Origin of the sequence: Noviherbaspirillum aerium (assembly GCF_008929045.1) — a bacterium.
GTDB lineage: Bacteria > Pseudomonadota > Gammaproteobacteria > Burkholderiales > Burkholderiaceae_D > Noviherbaspirillum > Noviherbaspirillum aerium.
The window spans coordinates 1-17,977 of the sequence record NZ_VFAH01000020.1 but is presented as its reverse complement, the minus strand read 5'-3'; the positions used below and the strand labels follow the sequence as shown (position 1 = coordinate 17,977).

Below are 17,977 nucleotides of genomic sequence, written 5' to 3'. Positions count from 1 at the left end.
TTCGTGGATGGCTCGCAGAGTATTGGTGGGGAATTGCGCGTGATGCGTACGAGCTACCGCATGCGTGCAACGCGTGCACGAACGTAGTGTTGGACCTCGACCTCTGCTTGCTCGAGCAAGCGTGATTGATTAAACCGGGAAACCGGGATTCCCGCATCAAGGAAGATATCAATGACGGTAAGTGGATGATCTCTCTTGAGTGCAGCACACTTAATAAGTCGCTCTTCAAGATGGTTCAACTGGGGAAGAACCAGACGTAAAAACTTGGCATTGCACACCCGAACCGCGAGCTCCATGTCGTTGTGGTGACACTTAGCCAGCGGCTGCACGCAAAGCCCGTGTCGAACCAATCCTTCCAGCATTTCGAAAAGCTTGGGCCCATCCTCAAGTGTACGTGCAGCGCCGGCGAAGCAATAGTGGACAAAGCCGTTCTTCTTGAGTAAAGATGCGTTGAATAGGTCCTCTTTTTGCTGGGCGTTCATTTGTGCCAGAAACGCTTCCAGGATTGGTCCGGCATAAAGCAAGGCGGCGGGCTTGCACAATCCAGCGATAAACTGTTCGGCAAGCGCATGATCGCTGGCCAGCCGTTCGAAAAGGCGGGGAGCGAACACGCGCCAGCCATCATTGCCATGCGCCGCGCAGGCCCAGACGATCGCCATGAGATGCGTGCTACATGTCTGCGTAGCGAAGTCGAGCAAACGATCAAGCGGCGATGATTGGGTAGTCACGGTTCATTCCGTTTCTCTGTCTACTATTGATGATGCGCTAGCCGGTCTCTACGTGCGCCAACGCGACTGACAGAATTATTATTACCGAAATCCAAAAGCATGCAGCATTAAATGCCTACTGAACCAGTGCCCGATAAGGCAAAATCAGAATGTCGCCAATATGGCAATAGCTGCTGACAAATGATAATAAATGTGTTAGACGCAATCTAGATCGCCAATGCCATGGGACCCTCTGAGGAAAGGTAGCCGAAGGTTGCGGGCGCTACAACGAGAATGTCTGGTTCAGTGCAGGACTTGTTTATTGCCTAAAAACATTATTGTTCAAGCTATTTTCAAACGTCCCAGTGCTGGCTATTTTCAGATGTCCCGGTTTATTGCTCGGGGTTGTCTGTTCACGCAGCCGCGCCGCGGAATAAGAAGTAAGAGCAGGGCAGCCTTTCCCCATCAATGTTGCCTGCAAGACCAGAATTTGAGTCTGTCGATTTCTTCAGTGAACGGTTTTGGCAATGGCTTGCTCAACATCCCGCTGATTTATGTTGCGCTGGCTCTTGGTCCCGGGAGCTGCCTTTGCTTTGCGTGGCGGTGCGCCCGAATTTGTTCGTGCGGGTGCAGGGTGACTGCGTCGGTTATCCCTTTGCTGCTGGATTAACTGCGCAATCTGCAGTACATGGCCCAAACGTTTATTCTCCACAATGGCACCTTGATCGACTTCCGGTAGCCGGTCATATCGGACATACGGCAGCACATTGCCGTCAGCGCGGATTTCAAGCCGCCCATCAGGATAGTCATAGACTTCGATGTAGCGTCCTATCAATCCGCGCGTATGTGCAGTATCGGCTAGCAGGTAGATCGCCTTGTCATATTGGAGTGTTAATACATGCGACACCTTGCGTGGTTCGCGTACCGTAAAGATCAGATCCAGATCCTCGTCCTCGCGTACCTGGCGATGAGCATCGAAATCATTGCGCGGTGGCTTGGCAAACCGTCGGTTGTAGTCGGCAATGAAGCAGGGTGCGTACGCATTGGCAGCCGCCATCGTGGAGATTCCCTGTAGTCGCAATTCCTTGACCAGCCGATCTTGTAGCGTCAGGTTGGCTCGCTCAACACGTCCCTTTGCCTGACTGCTATTGGCACACAGGATTTCGATATTGAGCTCGTACAGGACACGGCCAAACTGGGTGATGCCTGGAACCTTGTCGCTCTGCTTGCAATTGACGCGGAATACCGATGCCTTATCGCTGTAAAACGCTTGTGGCTTGCCATGCCGTTCCAGATAAGCCCGTGTCGCTTCGAAATAGCTGAAGGTTGACTCGCTATAGGTAAAATGGAGATACATCAGCCGGCTGGTCGCATCGTCGATATAGACTAGCAGCGTGCAAGCCGGTGCTCGGTCCTCGAACCAAGCATGGTCGCTACCGTCAATCTGTATCAATTCGCCAACACAATGCCGGCGGTTGCGCGGCTGATAAATGGCTGGCGATCTTAATTTACGCGGTATCCATAGACCCGCTTCCGACATTAACTTGCGCACGGTCTCCTTGGCGAGCACGATGCCATGACATTCGCGCAGCTTCTCACAAGCCAGCGTCGGCCCGAAATCTGGATAGCGGTCCCGGATAATCGATAACGCCATGCTAGCGAGGCCCGGCGCCAATTGGCGGTGCCCGCGTTGGCCGCGCTGATGCGATATAACAGCAGTATTGCCTTCAGTTCGGTAACGCTTAACCAGCCGGTTGACTTGGCGCTTGGATAATTCCAGTCGTTGAGCGGCGGTCGATGCCCGAAGCTTGCCGTCGGCGACTGCTTCAATGGTCTTGAGTCGATCCAACTCGCGCATGCTCATGGTCAACAATGCTGTACGGGCCATGATGTGCCTCCAGAAACAGGTAAGCACTCAGCATGGACCGCTTAGCATTCTCCAGTTTGCCTAAACCGAGACATTCTGATTTGGCTAGATCGAGACATTCTAATCTAGCCACTACAATTATTAAATTTATAATTTTATTTATGTAAAATTGCGCCATAAGTTCGTTCGCTATGCGGGTAGTTCTGCCCAATCCAGATGGCCAGGAAAGAACAGCTGTTATTGCAATGTGAAAATAATCGTGCAATATTGAATTGCTCGAAGGTTTTGCGATACTCCAGTCGGAGGGCAACAAAGTTCGTTATGCCGTGCCGCTTCGATTATCAGCAATAAGACACGCAAAGCCGGAAAGCGCTGTGAATTGGCGGCAAGGCTAAAATATCGTGATGCCTGCCAAATCTCCCATTTTTCCCGGCCCGCGTACCGCTCGTGGCGCCGTCCTCGCCGTCCTGCTTTCCAACGCAGACCAGACTGGTGCCGAGCCTCTCCGTGGACGAGTAACACTCGCCGCCATCGTGAAAACTTTGAAGCGCAAGTATCACTGGCCAATAGAAACTGCGAGCTTCCCATCCAACACCGCCGATGGACGTGCCGCCTGGGCTACGGTCTATAGCTTGCCACCAGAAGTCATTGCCGATGCGATGGATGCAGGCGACCGTAACTGGATTAATAGCCGCTCGACGTAACGCGCTCACCTGTAGCGGTGAGCGCCATAGCAGCTGCAGGTGTACGGGCACGTGCCCGAGCCGGTGCGCGTCAGCCTGCGCTTCCCGCCAGACCTGTTCACCTGGCGCAGCCGCGGCGTGCCGGTGGACCTGAAGTTCCGCTACACGCCTCCGGTGCGCACCATCGATTCCATGCTCGGCATGAGCATCAACGGCGAACTGGTGCAATCGGTGAACCTGCGCTCCTCCGGCCAGGGCGGCGAATCGGCGCGCGTCATCCTGCCGCTGCTCGACGGCGGCTTGCTCGGCGACAGCCGGGAGATGCTGATCCCGGCTTTCAAGCTGGGCAGCCGCAACCAGCTGCAGTACGCATTCAGTTTCAGTTACCACACCGCGGGCAACTGTCGCGACACGCAGATCGAGAACATCCGCGCGATGATCGATTCCGACTCCCGGATCGACTTTTCCGGCTATCCGCATTACGCCGAAATGCCGCACATCGGCTATTTCTCGACGGCGGGTTATCCATTCACCAAGTATGCGGATCTTTCGGAAACGGTGATCGTGCTGCCGGAGGCCGTGTCCGCCGCCGACATCGAAGTCATGCTTTCCCTGCTGGGGCGCATGGGCGCATTCACCGGCCATCCCGCGACCTACGTGCAGGTGACCGGTCCGAAGGAGGAAGCGCAATTCGCCAACCGCGACCTGCTGGTGATCGGCGCCGAGCGGTAGCAGGCATTTCTCGGCAAGTGGCGCAAGCTTGTGCCTGCCGTCGTGAGCGGGCCGCAGCAGAAGGTGCTTCGTCCCGAGAATTCGCTGAGCTGGTTCGCCTCGCTGCTCGACAACGCGGTCGCTGACCGGAGCGACGCGGCCAAGCAGAAGCATCTCCGGGGCAATGGCCCGCTGGCCGCGATGCTGGGATTCGAATCGCCCTTTACCTCCGGCCGCAGCGTCGTCGCCGTGGCGTCGGCGGAGCCGGGCGATATCGGTCAAGTGCTCGACACTCTGGAGAATGACGACATCGCCAAGACCAGGCACGGCAGCGTGGTGCTGATGCACGGCGGTGTAGTGGAAAGCATTTTCGCGGGCAGGACCTATGCAGTCGGCGACCCGCCGATATGGACGGCGATCTGGTTCCCGCTGTCGGACCAGCCTGTGCTGCTGGCGATCATGTCGGTGATCGCGGTTCTCGTGTTTGCCTTCGCGCTGTGGCGTACGCTGAGGGCCGTGGCCGCACGCCGTTTGCGCGAGACGGGGTAAGCGTGCGTTGTACGCAGAATAGTACGGTTACATCAAAATTTCTCTTTTGTTTCAACGGTTCACGAAACCTGAAAAATCTTACAACTGACCCCGGCATACGCTACTGATTTTCATAAGTATTCTCGCCCGAAGCTCATTATTTTGCTTGAGAAGTACGCTACTCCCTTAGCGGGCATGTAGCCTTCTACAAAAAAAGCAATCAGGACATCAGCCGTCAAGCCCACGACCGCCGGACGCTGTAATCGGCACAAGTTCGCAGCGTCTCCTACGCCTGCCGTATATGACAGCTGGATTTCGCCCGCAATCGACCAGACTCTTTCGTTTGAGGGGATTTCTGGTCACAAGTCTTCAAAGGCATTTGCCAGCGCAAGGAGAAGTCTTTCACCTCGATCGCCTTGAAAATCAACGGACTTCTGCCGAAGCATAATTGCCAGCTCTCGGCTTTTGGCTGTCAGGGTAATTGGATCTTCAAGGTGGCTTGCATAGAATTCCAGCGCTGATAATGCAGTCTTGGCAACAGAAAATGCTTCTTTGGCTGTATCCATGAATGTAGGTGCGTTCGTAAGTATTGAGAAGCACCAGTGTATCGGTTTCTCCTATGTGAAGTGCCCCCATTAGCAGTGCCAAGGGCGTGTTAGTAAAGTTCAGTTGATAATTCTTCCGTTCCCTTGCCTATATCGCCCCGTCGATAACAAGCCGCAAACTCGGCGGGGGTCTGGTAGTTCAATGCACTGTGCGGCCTGTGCTCATTGTAATCTCGCCGCCATGCGGCTATCCGAATGCGTGCCTCGGCCAAGCTGGTGAACCAGTGATCGTTGAGGCATTCATCCCTGAACCGGCCGTTGAAGCTTTCAATGTAGGCGTTCTGCGTTGGTTTGCCTGGCTCGATCAGTTTGAGCTGCACACCATTCTGATACGCCCATTGGTCCAGCGCCTTGCCGGTAAACTCTGGACCCTGATCGGTGCGAATGGCGCCCGGCATACCGCGAAACTGCGCTGCGCGCTGTAGGACTCTCACAACATACTGCCCTGATATTCCATGGTCAGCGACCAGGTCGACAGCTTCCTTAGTGAAGTCATCCACAATGGTCAATACCTTGATACGTCTACCGTTAGCCAAGGCATCGCTGACGAAATCCATCGACCATACCTGATTTGGTCGGCTCGGCAGAGCCAACTGTTCTCTCTCCACAGCGACGCCATGGCGTTTCCGCCGGCGTTTGACAGCCAATCCGGCACGCTGATACAGCCGGAAGATGCGTTTGTGATTGGCATCGACACCTTCGCGTCTCAAGAGAGCATGGAGCCGGCGATAGCCGAAACGGCGTCGCTCGCCCGCAAGCTCTACAAGGCGGCCTTGCAGTTGCTCATTCTCCGGTTGTGCTTTGGAATGATAATGCAGCACCGTGCGTGACAGTCCCACAAGCAGGCAGGCGCGGCGCTCAGAGATCTCTGTCATCTCCTGCATGACCGCGACTGCCTCACGCTTGGCCTGTGGCGTCAGTACTTTCGGCCCAGAGCTGCCTTCAACGCTTGCGCATCCAGGATTGACTCGGCCAACAGCCTCTTGAGCTGTGCGTTCTCAGCTTCCAGATCCCGCAGCCGCTTGGCGTCTGGGACCGTCATCCCACCGAACTTCGCCCGCCAGTTATAAAAGGAGGCATCGCTAAACCCGTGTTGCCGGCAAAGCTCCATAACCGGTACCCCAGCCTCCGCCTGCTTCAAAAAACTGATGATCTGCTCGTCAGTAAACCGCTTCTTCACGTTCGTTCTCCTTCTTGAAAACGAACTTTACTAGATCCACATGGCACTGTTTATTGAGGGCACATCATATGAATTCGAAGTCGCTAGCGCTCGTCTATTGGTGGTAACAGTAGAGCCAACAGTCGCCGGTGATCGGCTCTAGAAAAATGTAGCCAGCGCCAAAGTTAGTTTTCAGCGAAACTTATCTTTGTGAAAAGGGGTTTTGCATGAAAGAGAAACAATTCGCTGTAGAACAGATCGTGGCGGGACCCAAGGAAGCGGAACCCGGAATGCCGGTCGCAGACTTAATCCGCCGCATCGGCATCACGGAACAGACCTTTGATCACTGAAAGAAGCAGTATGCAGGACTAGACAGCGATCAGGCGCGTCAACTCAAGCAGTTGCAGGAAGAGAATGAGCGCTTGAAGAAGATCGTCGCTAAACTGAGCCTGGCCACGGCAATGGTGACTGACGTCATCAAAGAAAGTGGTGAAGACAGCTACCAGACGCGTCATCGTTGACTACCTGAAGAACCGTTAGACGACTTCAGAGCGACATCCTTGTCGTTTGATCGGAATGGCACGTCGTGTCTACAGCTACAAGAGCTGCCTCAACCCACAAGCCGCTCTGCGATTGCGGATGAAGGAGCTGGCAACGACAAGGATGAGATACGGCTACCGCAAGATAGGCGTACTGCTCAAGCGAAAAGGATTTCCGCACAGCGTAGGCGTGATGTACCGGATCTATTGAGAAGAGGGCCTGGCACTGCGATATCGGCCCGGACGTCGATCGAAAGCCCAAGTCACAAGACCGCAGCGGAAGCCAGCATCGCCACCGGATCAGACATGGAGTCTGGACTTTGTGGCAGACCAGCGTCCAACCAGCAACCGCTTTCGCTGCCTGACTACTGTCGATGTTGGTACCCGCGAGTGTCTGGCTGCTCCATGGACGTGGTATCGGTACTTAATCGGCTGCGTCAGGCTAGTCGTGTTTCGGGAACACATTTTTGTGATAACGGCAATGAATTCACAAGTCAGATTCTCGACCTATGGGCATACCACAACAAAGTTAGCATAGAGTTTAGACGTCCGGGCAAACTAACTGACAATGCATTCATCGAGTCCTTCAATGAGACATTTCGGGCTGAATGTTTGAACGCTCACTGGCTTGAATCCCTCAAAGATGCCAGAATGCCAATCATGGCATGGCAACAGGAATACAACGAGAGTCGTCCTCATAGGGCGCTTGGAGATGTCGCACCAGCGGAATTCGGCCGTCAGCACAGGCTGAAAGGCAAATTGGTAGCTGAAAATAGAGCTGGCGACTAACTCTGGCCATGGCTACAAAATCCCGGGCCGATCAGTGAACTAAAAGACTAACGTAAGCCGTGGCTACAAATTTTCATGCAAGGTAACAACATCACGCGTATTGCAACTTCGTTTGGATTTCATTACCCTTAGCACTCTTGGGTTGCCAAATACCCGCATCTCAGAACTTAGCCGCCAAAAACCTGCGTATTAAATTGATATTATTGCAATATGCCCTTGATAAGGAAATCTCAAGGACGAACAATTGCAAAATAAACAAGAATAAAAAGAGGTGGCGTTGTGCTGAGTTCTTTTCGCTTTTTTGCGCGACTACTTGATTCGATAAACATTGCAACTTGCTTTTATGACAACAACGATCAAGCGGTGCTATGGAATCGGGCGTTTTTCAAGTTTTTCCCGGAACATGCAGGGCATATCTACGAAGGCGAGCCCTATAGTGAAAATCTTAGACGGTTTTATGTTGGTCGACTGGAGGTCGATCAGATGCCCAATATTGATCGGTATATCGATGAAGGCATCGCGAGGCACCGTTCCCAGTTTGCGCCGTACACCTTTTCGCATCGGGGAAACTGGATTAAGGTAACCTCGCTTCCCATTCCGGCCATTGGAAGAATGCGTGTTTGGGTGCAAGTGGCGCCACCTCCCCAGCGTGAAACAGACGTCGCCTCCGGTGCACCGGACCAGTCACAACCTTCGATGGCCAGTGCTGAAGCGGCCTTGATTAATGATCTTGCGGATGGAATAGCCCTTGTCGGAAAGGACGGCCGGATTCTCTCGACCAATGGACATTTCTTGCAGTTATATGGATTTTCCGACAGTCAGCTAGTTATCGGACGAAGTTTTTCCAAACTATACGAAGAACTTTGGACTGGACACCAAACGCCTAAGACGGAAAGTCTCAAGCTTGAACGCAGCCGGGCGCTGGAAGAATCTATTCGCTTTGCCGGCGCACCATTTGAGGTTGCGTTGCCTGGTGAGCGGTGGATACGAATTGCAGCACAGCGGGCGCAGGATGGTACTGAATACTGGCTCCATACCGATATTAGTCTACTTAAAATACGCCAGAAGGAGTCCGAAGCTGCGGAACAAAGAGCACGCAAGAGCGAGGCACTTTATCGTCTGTTAGCCGATTATTCCGGTGACGTCATCGTAGGGCTCGATGCGGCTTCGTATGTTCGTTACGTTTCTCCCTCTATCTATGCGATGCTGGGCTATCAACCGGACGAATTGCTGCGGCAACCATGGTATGAATTGCGGTTAAATGACGCAGAAGGTGCACTCAATATTGATGAAGGTGTGCATACGCCACAAGCCTTTCAGGCGTTGCACAAGGCGGGGCGGGCTGTTTGGGTAGAAAGCAGCATTAGAGCAGTACCCGATAAAAATGCAATTGACGAAATTCGCTATGTGATCCATCTACGCGATATCTCGCTCCGAAAACAAGTGGAGATGCAACTGCAACGCGCGAATGCAGATTTGGCAAAGTTAGCTACCGTAGACAGTTTGACCGGGTTGGCTAACCGCCGTATCTTGGATGACACGATCGACAACGAGTGGAGGCGGGCAAGGCGCGAGCGTACACCGCTATCGCTGCTGCTAATTGACATAGATAATTTCAAGACGATCAATGATCACTATGGCCATCAAGTTGGCGATATCTGTTTGGTTAGACTGGCAGCGGTACTAAGAAATCACTGTCGTCGGCCGGCGGACCTGTGCGCCAGATATGGCGGAGAAGAATTTATCGTCGTGTTGCCGAACACTGAACAGTGGCAGGCGGAGCAGATTGCTAAAAATATGCTACTGCAAGCCAGTCAGATAAGAGTCGATAGTGATCCAAACCGGCTGTTCTCGATTAGCATCGGGCAAGCTACGATATCGCCTGCCACCGACGAGCAAGGTTGGCGCACACTCATTCATGCTGCAGATGAAGCTTTGTATGTAGCAAAACGAACGGGAAAGAATCGCATTGTTACTGCAAGTGCTTCGGAGTCGCGGGCAGTGATATTGCAGTAATCGGAAGTTTTCTGGGTGCCACAACCCTGAAATAGCCGTTGACAACAATCTCACATTGATGAGACAGCAAAATTTCGATGAACTTAGCCTTGAGTGTGAGAAAATGCCGATCCACATATCGGGGCGGTTCTACCCTGCTTAGCAGAGCTGAACAAAGAGATTGAGGCCCTGGCAGCACGCTCTGAAATCGCACATCGTCTGGCCAGTATTCCAGGTATAGGCCCCTTGGGCGCCACAGCCCTTACTGCAGCTGTCGGCGACGGCAAGCAGTTTCACAAAGCCAGAGACATGGCGGCGTGGCTTGGCCTTGTCCCGCGTCAGCACTCCACAGGAGGTAAGACCACGCTGCTTGGTATGAGCAAACGAGGCAATTCCTATGTCAGAAGACTATTACTCCATGGCGCTCGCTCTTGCGTGTTGCACCTGAACCGCCAACGGGATCGACTAGGACCCTGGATTGCTCAATTATCGACCCGCATGCATACCAACAAAGTCGCAGTTGCCCTGGCCAACAAGTTGGCCAGGGTTGCATGGGTTGTCTTAACGCGTCCAGGAAACCTATACAGAGGTGATCGCGACATAGCGTTAGCGTAGTCTTAGTTCTTGTTGATAAACCTTTACTTCCAAGTTTGCGAGACACAAACTTGATGACGAAACAGCCGACCGGCATACGGAAAATCTTTCTAAAAAAAAGGGGGCGCGAAGCCCGACAAACTGTTTAGAAACCGTATGCGCGTATTTCATCACGCCTGACTGCAACAGCAGTTCACTCGCGAGAGGCCTGATACATTAAGGCAAACTGTTCACGTCAAAGAAAATGCGCCTTGCAAATAGGGACGGACCATACATTTTTAGTAGATCCCGCTCCATCTTGACTTCTGCCAGCTCCCGCTTGAGCCGGTGAAGTTCTGCTTCTGCCTATGTCAGTGGCTTCTGCTGCTGCCCAATCTCGGCCAGCTTTCCATTACCCGAAGCACGTTACCAGTTGGCCAACGTCTTGAGCGGAATTGACAGCCGGCGCGACGCTTCCGATGTGCCAACCGTCTTCGCCAGACTGACCGCTTCCTCGCGTACTTCCTTTGTATATCTTGCCCTTGGTATTCGATTCATTCTTGCCCCCGTTCCTCAATTGTACAAAACGTTGGCATCCACCTCTTTCAACCGACCTCATTATAGCCCGGAACTCAATCCGGAGGAGCGACTCAATGTGGATCTGAAGCACGTCGTGCGCACTGCGGCGCCAGCCCGGACCAAGGCCAAACTCAGATCAACCGCTGAGGCGCATATGAAGACGATTTGCGAAGAGCCCGAACGTGTTAAGTGCTACTTCCAGGATCCGCATGTTACATACGCGGCTTAAACGTATTTGAGGGCCGGATCAATAGATGGCGGACTTTGTTGTTCAGCAAAATGAATAGTCAATTCGCCTCAGGCCATGTACCCAAATTGCAGAACAACGTTATAGTACGACCCATGACGACTAAAAGAACGGCATGCCTTGACAACGAGGTTGTGCAACCAGCCGATCGTCCGCCTGACCTAGCAGCCCTTACAATGCAAGTGACGATGCGTAGGCAGGCGGTCAAGGGCACGCATCGGGAGCTCGCCACCATGCTTTTTCAACCGCCGGCGGCCACTGAGGGCCTGATTGTCTACTTCCCGGGCGGCGGTTTCATCACCGATGAGCTGGAAGCTTGCGAACTGTTCTGCCGCATGCTGGCAGTGCGTGTTGGCTTGAACGTATTGGCGTCAAGTTATACCCTAGCCAATGAGCTACCCTTTCCGGCGGCCATAGAGGATGCGCATGCGGTGCTGTCCTGGGCTAACCGCTACTGCAAGCGCAAGCGCTGGAGGTCCCCCAACCTGATCGTGGCTGGGCTAGAAGCCGGCGGCAACTTGGCGGCTGTGTCGGCACTGATGGCGCGTGACCGCGGAGGACCCGCGCTGACGGCACAAATTCTGATGATGCCCATGCTCGACCCCGGCATGACCACCTGTTCGATGCGCACCGCGTCGGCCCGCAACGGCGGCTTGGAAGCCGCCGGCACCTACGCGGCGGCCTATCGCAGCTACTTACCGCATGCGATTGACCGCGTGCATCCATATGCATCGCCGTTGCAGTCGAGCCGCATGAAGCACCTGCCGCCGGCGCTGATCCTGTCGACGGATGACGATCCGTTACGTGACGAGGCCGAGCAATACGGCGCCAAGCTGATCGCCGCGGGCGTACCGACCACCGTGCGCCGCCTTGCACCGGTCGCGCTCGACGAACCGCATGCGCGATGTAGCTGCGTGCGCAAGGAAAGCACGCTGCATCACGTGGAAACCTTCATCGCCGGACTTCGGGCCAGCGCCGCAGCGTCTTGACTCTCCTATTGGGAGCGGCCGCATATCCATTAGCACTACTCTGTCATGTTACCCCCCGCGTCACAATAGTTGTCGCCTCCAATGACTTGCGTTCTATAAACTTTTAGGGTGACGAAGAACGCAATGACGCAATACACGAAAGAGAAGAAAGAACACGCGCTGACGTTGATGAGCGCGCCGCAGAACAAGCCGGTATCTGAGGTTTCGCAGCTAACCGGCAGCCCGGAAGCGACGCTGTACTTGTGGCGCAAACAGGCCCGTAGCGCTGGACGCGCCGTCCCTGAAGACGGGCACAACCCGGAAGACTGGAGCGCGGCCGACAAGTTCGCCGTGGTGCTGAAAACAGCGCCGTTGGGCGAGGTGGAGCTGGCCGAGTATTGCCGGCAAAATGGCTTGTTTGTGGAACAGGTACTCCGCTGGCGCACCGAAGCGCAAACAGCCTTGGGCCAGGTGTCCAATGGCAAGACCGAGCGCGCCCAGGACAAGAAGCGCATTCGTGAGCTGGAAAAGGATCTACGGCGCAAGGAGAAGGCGCTGGCTGAGGCGGCTGCCTTGCTGGTGCTATCCCGAAAGTACGAGGCGCTGCGGACCGACGGCGACGACGCATGATTGCGTCGCCGCAGCGCCAGCAACTCGTTGCCGACATCTTGCAAGCCCAACAGGCAGGTGCATGCCTGGAGAGCGCCTGCGAAGAGCTGGGCATTTCGTTACGCACGTTCGAGCGCTGGCAACAGACAGGACAAGTGCAAGCCGATGCCCGCCCGCATGCCAAACGACCAGAACCTGGCCGCAAGCTGACGCCTGAAGAACGACAGCAAATCCTGACGTTGTGCCATGAATCCCCCTTTGCTGACCTGCCACCGGCACAGATCGTGCCGCAACTGGCCTATGAAAGCGCTTACAAGTTTGGTCGTGGGACGTGACGTATCTGCCAAGCCGGGTGCGTGGCCAGCTCTTCTACCTGTATACCATGCTGGATCTGTACAGCCGCAAGCTCGTCGCCTAGGAAGTGCATGAGCGAGAAAACGGTGGAGAAGCGGCTGCATTGATCGAACGTGCCTGTTGGCGTGAGCAGCGTCGGACTGACCGTTGATCCTGCATGCCGATAACGGTGAAGCGCAGACGTCGTAGACGCTCAGGACAAAGCTGCAGGCACTGGGCATCACACCGTCACACAGCCGTCTCGGTGTCTCGGATGACAACGTCCATATCGAGGCGTGGTTCCTGACCTGCAAGTATGCGCCTGGCTATCCGCAGGGCGGCTTTGAAACGCTCGCCGCTGCGCGTGAGTAGGTGCTGCGGTTAGCTATTTGGTACAACGGCAGCCACCGGCATAGCGGGATTGCCTACGTCACGCCAGAGCAACGTCACAAAGGTACGGCTGGACCTTTACTCGTGCATCGCCGTGCGGTCTACGAGGCAGCACGTCAACGGCATCCGCTGCGATGGAAGCGGCAGACGCGCCCCTGGCGGGCTCCGGATCACGTATGGCTCAATCCGCCGCCCGCGGCAACGTCGAAGGCGGCAGCTTGATTTATGCTACAACTACCTTGACGCGCACCGGGGGGAAGTTTGCCTGCCTCTACTTCGAGGTGGGCTTTCAGATTTTTGTTGCTAAACTTTTGCCGAGTTTTGACACCTGTTCAGAAACATGAAGAACCGCAAAGAAACATGTCCCTCCTGACGCAAATCCAACGGAGTGCCTTTGATCTGGGATGATCCGAACGAGGAGACTTGAGAAGTAGCCCAAAGGAAGGAAATCGTCTTGGACGGTTGCGTCATTGAGCCGATTGGCAATACTGTCCTAGACAATACCTGCCTAGATTGTTCTTATCGCAGGTAAAATCCAAACTCTATCTTGTTTGCATAACCTGCGCTTTGCCCTGACTAAATGTTTGAGATTTGAATTGTTTGGATTTGTCCCAACTCCAGCCGTCTGGCTATCATGAAACTTATTACTCTCCCTTTAGATCCATTTGTGTTCATGCTCGACTGTAAATTTTCCTGAACACGCAAGCTAAGTGGTGTACGGCCAGCGGATGCACGCTTAACGGTTTTTGAATGAAACCAGTTGTGTAAGTATTACCGTATATTCGCCGTTACTTTTTCGTGGCAAAGTAAGCTCGTCAACGCAAACTTGCCAAATTTGTTTGCTGCTGATAGGCGACCATGCGTCTTAGAAATCAACTACTTATTCTGGTCTTTTCTGTTCTAATCCCAGCTTTTCTGGCGTCAATATTGGCAGTTTGGTACGTTTACAAGGAGGAGCAGGCTGCACAAGAAAAGGGGATGACTGAGGCAGCGCGAGCCTTCTCGCTGTTGGTGGAAAACGAACTCTATTCCAAAGCAAAGATTCTACAAATCCTGGCAAATTCTCCGGCGCTCGTCCGCAATGATCTACGTGAGTTTTACTATTATGCAAAGACCATGGCGCCAAATCCGGAGACGACAATTATTCTCCTGGACAAGCGTGATCACCAGCTAATCAATACTCGCTTACCGTTCGGCTCTGAACTTCCGAAGCGGCGTCCTTCCAACATTAACGAAGTCATGGAACGGTACGGTGAGACGAGACCCCTCGTTTCGGATGTCTTCTTTGCCCCGGTAGGAAAACGGTATGACTTCATAATCCAGGTTCCGGTCATGCAAGGAGCCGAGATTCGATACTTTCTCGTTATGGGGGTTAATGTGGCAGAGATACAGCCCCTTCTTGTGCAACAGAACTTGCCTGCCCGATGGCTGGGCGTTATCGTAGACCGAAAAGGGGTGATTGTTGCGCGCTCGCGTGAACCTGACCGGTTCATCGGAAAGGCATCGGAAGATAGTGTCCAGAAGCTGTTCTCCTCGCAATCTGAAGGTATTGTTCGCACTGTGACACTGGATGGGGTACCGGTAAAAACTTTCTTCAACCGCGTGACATTTTCGGATTGGACGATTGTTCTAAGTATTCCTGAAGCGGAACTGCGGCGCACTCCCATCCGAGTCGCCGCCTTCTTGGCCTTGTTCATGGCGATCCTGCTAGGAGCTTCGTTCATCATTGCACGGAGCGTTGCAGCACGAGTTATCGTTCGGATGGATCAACTAGGATTGTCCGCAGAAACCCTTGGCCGCGGCGAAGAGGTTTGGTATCAGCATCAGGGGCTAGTAGAAATTGATTCGGTGGGCGACCGGATTACCGATGCCAGCAAGCAGATTCGGCAAAGCAAGCTAGAACTGGAGCAGCGTGTAGCTCAAGCAGTCGCTGAAAATGAACGAGCGCAACGGTCACTCTTGCAGGCACAAAAGCTGGAAGCCCTGGGACGGCTTACTGGTGGCATCGCGCACGACTTCAATAATATCCTTCAAACGTTATCGACCTCTCTCCAACTCATACCGTATACAAACGACAAATCAAGGATAGAGTCCCTTCTTGCCACCTGTGAAAAGGCCATTGATCGAGCAACTATACTTACTGGACAAATGCGTTCCTTCGGCAAAGTTCAAGATACTCGTCTTCAAACGGTACGTCTTACGGAGACAATCTGTACCGCAATGCCCTTACTCAAAAGTGCGTTGCCAAGCAGTATTGATTTAGTTGTCCAGCCGGATGAAGCATTGTGGCCTGTCACAATAGACCCGTTGCAATTTGAACTTGCGCTTCTCAACATAGTAATAAACGCGCGAGATGCTATGGTAGATGGTGGTTATGTGAAGATCGCTGTCTACAACAAGACCATCTTGGAGCCAATAGGCAGCCTTGCACAAGGTGATTACGTTTCTATCTCCATTTCGGACAATGGCAGCGGAATGAGTGCCGAGGTGTTATCAAAGGCACTCGACCCATTCTTCACAACCAAAGGCCTCGATAAAGGATCGGGACTAGGTCTTCCACAAGCGTACGGATTTGCAACTCAGGCAAATGGCACCTTGATCCTCGATAGTGTTGAAGGAAAAGGCACAACAGTCACCATGTACGTTCCTCGGACCACCTTGGAAGTCTCAACTGTCCATGTCGAAGAGGGCGTTCCTCAGAAGTCTTCTGGTAGAGGCACACTTTTGTTTGTTGAGGATGATTCCCTAGTTAGGGTTTCCGTTGAGCCAGCATTGAGGGCAGCGGGTTTTCAAGTCCTAATTGCCAGCAGTGGTGAAGAAGCCGTAGCATATCTGGAGTCGAATCAGTCTATTGACCTTGTCTTTTCAGATATCGTCATGCCCGGCAATGTAAGCGGGATTGACTTGGCAAGAATCGTCAAGAGCCGCTTTCCACACATCCAAATTGTTCTTGCAACGGGCTACACTGAAACTCGGGTCGACATGGCTGGTGTTCGGTTACTTGCCAAGCCTTACAAAATTAATGAGGCAATCAACCTATTGACTGAGGCAGTATGACTTTCAAACGCCACTACACTTCTCCGGCTTCTAATCCCTGACCGACCACTGGTAGTGGTTCGTTGGTCATCGCCTAGGGCTCAGCAGTAAACAACTTGGTCGTATTCGTCGATCGTGCAAGGACGAGGATGGATTGTGTAACTCCATGCCGGGCAGACGTCATGGGGAGTAATGATTAACTTTGCCATCTCCTCATTAGAGACACGTTTGTATTGACCTGACCTGCTACCCAATTTAGTCCGACATTGCGATGGAATCCGTGACCTGCTGACCCTACCCCGGAATTAGTACCGGGCTAATGCAGAAAATTTCGGCTCCTTTGTGGTTGCCGGCAAGGCGCTTCCCCTTGCCAGACGGGCGAATTCGACCGGTGTTGCCCACTGCAATGCAGAGTGGGGACGAGCCTCATTATAGTACCGCCGCCACTCCTCAATCTTGTGCTGTGCGTCTTCCAGTGACAGGAACCAATGCTGGTTCAAGCACTCCTGCCGGAAGCGTCCGTTGAAGCTTTCCACTTTGGCGTTGTCGGTTGGCGTACCTGGTCGGCTGAAGTCGAGCTCGATGCCACGCTCGTACGCCCACTTGTCCATCACCTTGGAAATGAATTCGCTCCCATTATCGACCTTGATGGTCGCAGGCAGTCCGCGTTCCCTTGCAATGCGGTTGAGTGTGTTCACCACATCCTCTCCCTTTAGACTTTGTCCGATATCGATGGCCAGACTCTCGCGTGTGTAGTTGTCGACGACGGTCAAGGCGCGAATGCGCCGACCATCGAATAAGGCATCGGCGACAAAATCCATGCTCCAGATCTGGTTCATGGCGGTGACCAGATGTTTCGGCTGGCGCAACCTGGCTGACTTGTTTCGTTTGGGCCGCTTCAGGCGTAGAGACAGCCCTTCCTGCTGGTACAGCCGGTAGACCCGCTTATGATTGTCTGGCCAGCCTTCACGCCCGAGCATCACATGCACTCGCTTATAACCATAGTGCACGCGTGTGGCAGCGATCTCCTTGATGCGCATGATGAGCAGCGTGGCATCACGCCGGACCGACTTGTACGCATACAGCGAGCGCGACATCCTGAACAGGGCGCAAGTCTGCGTCAGGCTGGCACGAAACCGGTCACGCAATTCATCGATCAAGGACCGCTTGCGTGAAGGCTTCAAAGCTTCTTTGACAGCACATCCTGCAGCATGGCTTTGTCCAGCGACAGATCGGCGACCAGCTTCTTGAGCTTGCTGTTCTCTTCCTCGAGCTGACGCAGCCGGCGCAGTTCAGAGGGTCCCAGGCCACCGTACTTCTTCTTCCAGTTATAAAACGTCGCATCGCTGATGCCGACCTTGCGACAAACCTCTTCAACCGGCGTGCCCAATTCAGCTTGCTTGAGGGCAAAAGCGATTTGCTGCTCAGTAAACTTGCTCTTCTTCATGGCATGACTCCTACTTCCCAGAGTACAAAATCACACCGAAAATTCTACGTCTAAACGGTACTGTTTATTGGGATACGGTCACCACCCTACGAGCGGTTACCCTAGTGGGGTGTCTTTCTTTAACGAGCGAGGAGATCAACATGCAAAACGTAACGCTGATCGGCATTGATCTTGGGAAACACTCTTTCCATCTCCACGGACAGGATGCGCGC

10 protein-coding genes and 6 pseudogenes are annotated in these 17,977 nt (G+C 53.6%); 10 read left to right on the top strand and 6 right to left on the bottom strand.

Annotated features, from left to right (window positions below; all coding sequences use genetic code 11):
* Positions 1-53: 53 nt before the first annotated feature.
* Positions 54-659, bottom strand: a complete 606-nt coding sequence (locus FH061_RS22410; RefSeq protein WP_151638065.1) for a hypothetical protein — start codon at positions 657-659, stop codon at positions 54-56.
* Between the two features lie 556 nt (positions 660-1,215).
* Complete coding sequence (locus tag FH061_RS22405; protein WP_404822496.1) at positions 1,216-2,595, bottom strand: ISNCY family transposase; 1,380 nt, start codon at positions 2,593-2,595, stop codon at positions 1,216-1,218.
* Between the two features lie 383 nt (positions 2,596-2,978).
* Here FH061_RS22405 and FH061_RS22400 point away from each other — a divergent pair, with 383 nt between their 5' ends.
* Both FH061_RS22400 and FH061_RS31170 read left to right on the top strand, forming a co-directional pair.
* On the top strand, positions 2,979-3,278 hold the full coding sequence (locus FH061_RS22400; protein ID WP_151638131.1) for a hypothetical protein: 300 nt from the start codon (positions 2,979-2,981) through the stop codon (positions 3,276-3,278).
* Between the two features lie 39 nt (positions 3,279-3,317).
* Positions 3,318-4,517: pseudogene (locus FH061_RS31170) on the top strand (cellulose biosynthesis cyclic di-GMP-binding regulatory protein BcsB).
* Positions 4,518-4,855: 338 nt separating this feature from the next.
* Here FH061_RS31170 and FH061_RS22385 read toward each other — a convergent pair.
* A complete protein-coding gene (locus FH061_RS22385) occupies positions 4,856-5,062 on the bottom strand; it encodes a hypothetical protein (protein WP_151638062.1) in 207 nt (68 codons plus the stop codon).
* Between the two features lie 89 nt (positions 5,063-5,151).
* Positions 5,152-6,281, bottom strand: a protein-coding gene (locus FH061_RS22380; protein WP_151638061.1) for an IS3 family transposase whose coding sequence is annotated in 2 segments (ribosomal slippage) — positions 5,152-6,023 and positions 6,023-6,281 — 1,131 coding nt in all. Because the reading frame shifts where the segments join, the coding sequence is not laid out codon by codon here.
* 206 nt (positions 6,282-6,487) lie between these two features.
* Between FH061_RS22380 and FH061_RS22375 the strand changes: the two are divergent.
* From FH061_RS22375 to FH061_RS31850, 3 genes and pseudogenes are all read left to right on the top strand, one after another.
* Positions 6,488-7,588, top strand: a pseudogene (locus FH061_RS22375) (IS3 family transposase).
* A 279-nt stretch (positions 7,589-7,867) separates the two neighbouring features.
* Positions 7,868-9,604 carry a diguanylate cyclase gene (locus FH061_RS22370; protein WP_151638060.1) on the top strand — a complete coding sequence of 579 codons (1,737 nt, stop codon included), beginning with the start codon at positions 7,868-7,870 and terminating at the stop codon, positions 9,602-9,604.
* Between the two features lie 198 nt (positions 9,605-9,802).
* Positions 9,803-10,198, top strand: a pseudogene (locus FH061_RS31850) (transposase); the annotation flags it as partial.
* Positions 10,199-10,453: 255 nt separating this feature from the next.
* On the opposite strand, the pseudogene FH061_RS22360 reads toward FH061_RS31850, so the two are convergent.
* Positions 10,454-10,714 (bottom strand): annotated as a pseudogene (locus FH061_RS22360) (transposase); the annotation flags it as partial.
* A gap of 46 nt (positions 10,715-10,760) precedes the next feature.
* Between FH061_RS22360 and FH061_RS31165 the strand changes: the two are divergent.
* The 5 genes and pseudogenes from FH061_RS31165 to FH061_RS22335 all read left to right on the top strand — a co-directional run.
* Positions 10,761-10,964: pseudogene (locus tag FH061_RS31165) on the top strand (IS630 family transposase); the annotation flags it as partial.
* A 194-nt stretch (positions 10,965-11,158) separates the two neighbouring features.
* Entirely contained in the window at positions 11,159-11,971 is an 813-nt protein-coding gene (locus tag FH061_RS22350; protein WP_151638059.1) for an alpha/beta hydrolase, read from the top strand.
* Between the two features lie 123 nt (positions 11,972-12,094).
* Positions 12,095-13,504 (top strand): annotated as a pseudogene (locus tag FH061_RS31845) (DDE-type integrase/transposase/recombinase).
* Positions 13,459-13,626, top strand: coding sequence for a hypothetical protein (locus FH061_RS30655; protein ID WP_192805203.1), 168 nt, complete (start codon positions 13,459-13,461; stop codon positions 13,624-13,626). Before FH061_RS31845 ends, FH061_RS30655 begins: the two are co-directional and overlap by 46 nt.
* Before the next feature lie 514 nt (positions 13,627-14,140).
* Positions 14,141-16,339, top strand: a complete 2,199-nt coding sequence (locus FH061_RS22335) for a hybrid sensor histidine kinase/response regulator (protein WP_151638056.1) — start codon at positions 14,141-14,143, stop codon at positions 16,337-16,339.
* Between the two features lie 284 nt (positions 16,340-16,623).
* On the opposite strand, the gene FH061_RS22330 is transcribed toward FH061_RS22335, so the two are convergent.
* Positions 16,624-17,765, bottom strand: a protein-coding gene (locus tag FH061_RS22330; RefSeq protein WP_151638055.1) for an IS3 family transposase whose coding sequence is annotated in 2 segments (ribosomal slippage) — positions 16,624-17,504 and positions 17,504-17,765 — 1,143 coding nt in all. Because the reading frame shifts where the segments join, the coding sequence is not laid out codon by codon here.
* Between the last annotated feature and the right edge of the window lie 212 nt (positions 17,766-17,977).

Excerpts from the sequence above, each read along its gene's own strand:
- FH061_RS22405 (WP_404822496.1), bottom strand. The coding sequence starts at position 2,595 with ATGGCCCGTACAGCATTGTTGACCATGAGCATGCGCGAGTTGGATCGA.
- FH061_RS22385 (WP_151638062.1), bottom strand. The coding sequence starts at position 5,062 with ATGGATACAGCCAAAGAAGCATTTTCTGTTGCCAAGACTGCATTATCA.
- FH061_RS22335 (WP_151638056.1), top strand. The coding sequence starts at position 14,141 with ATGCGTCTTAGAAATCAACTACTTATTCTGGTCTTTTCTGTTCTAATC.
- FH061_RS30655 (WP_192805203.1), top strand. The coding sequence starts at position 13,459 with ATGGCTCAATCCGCCGCCCGCGGCAACGTCGAAGGCGGCAGCTTGATT.
- FH061_RS22350 (WP_151638059.1), top strand. The coding sequence starts at position 11,159 with ATGCAAGTGACGATGCGTAGGCAGGCGGTCAAGGGCACGCATCGGGAG.
- FH061_RS22400 (WP_151638131.1), top strand. The coding sequence starts at position 2,979 with ATGCCTGCCAAATCTCCCATTTTTCCCGGCCCGCGTACCGCTCGTGGC.
- FH061_RS22410 (WP_151638065.1), bottom strand. The coding sequence starts at position 659 with ATGGCGATCGTCTGGGCCTGCGCGGCGCATGGCAATGATGGCTGGCGC.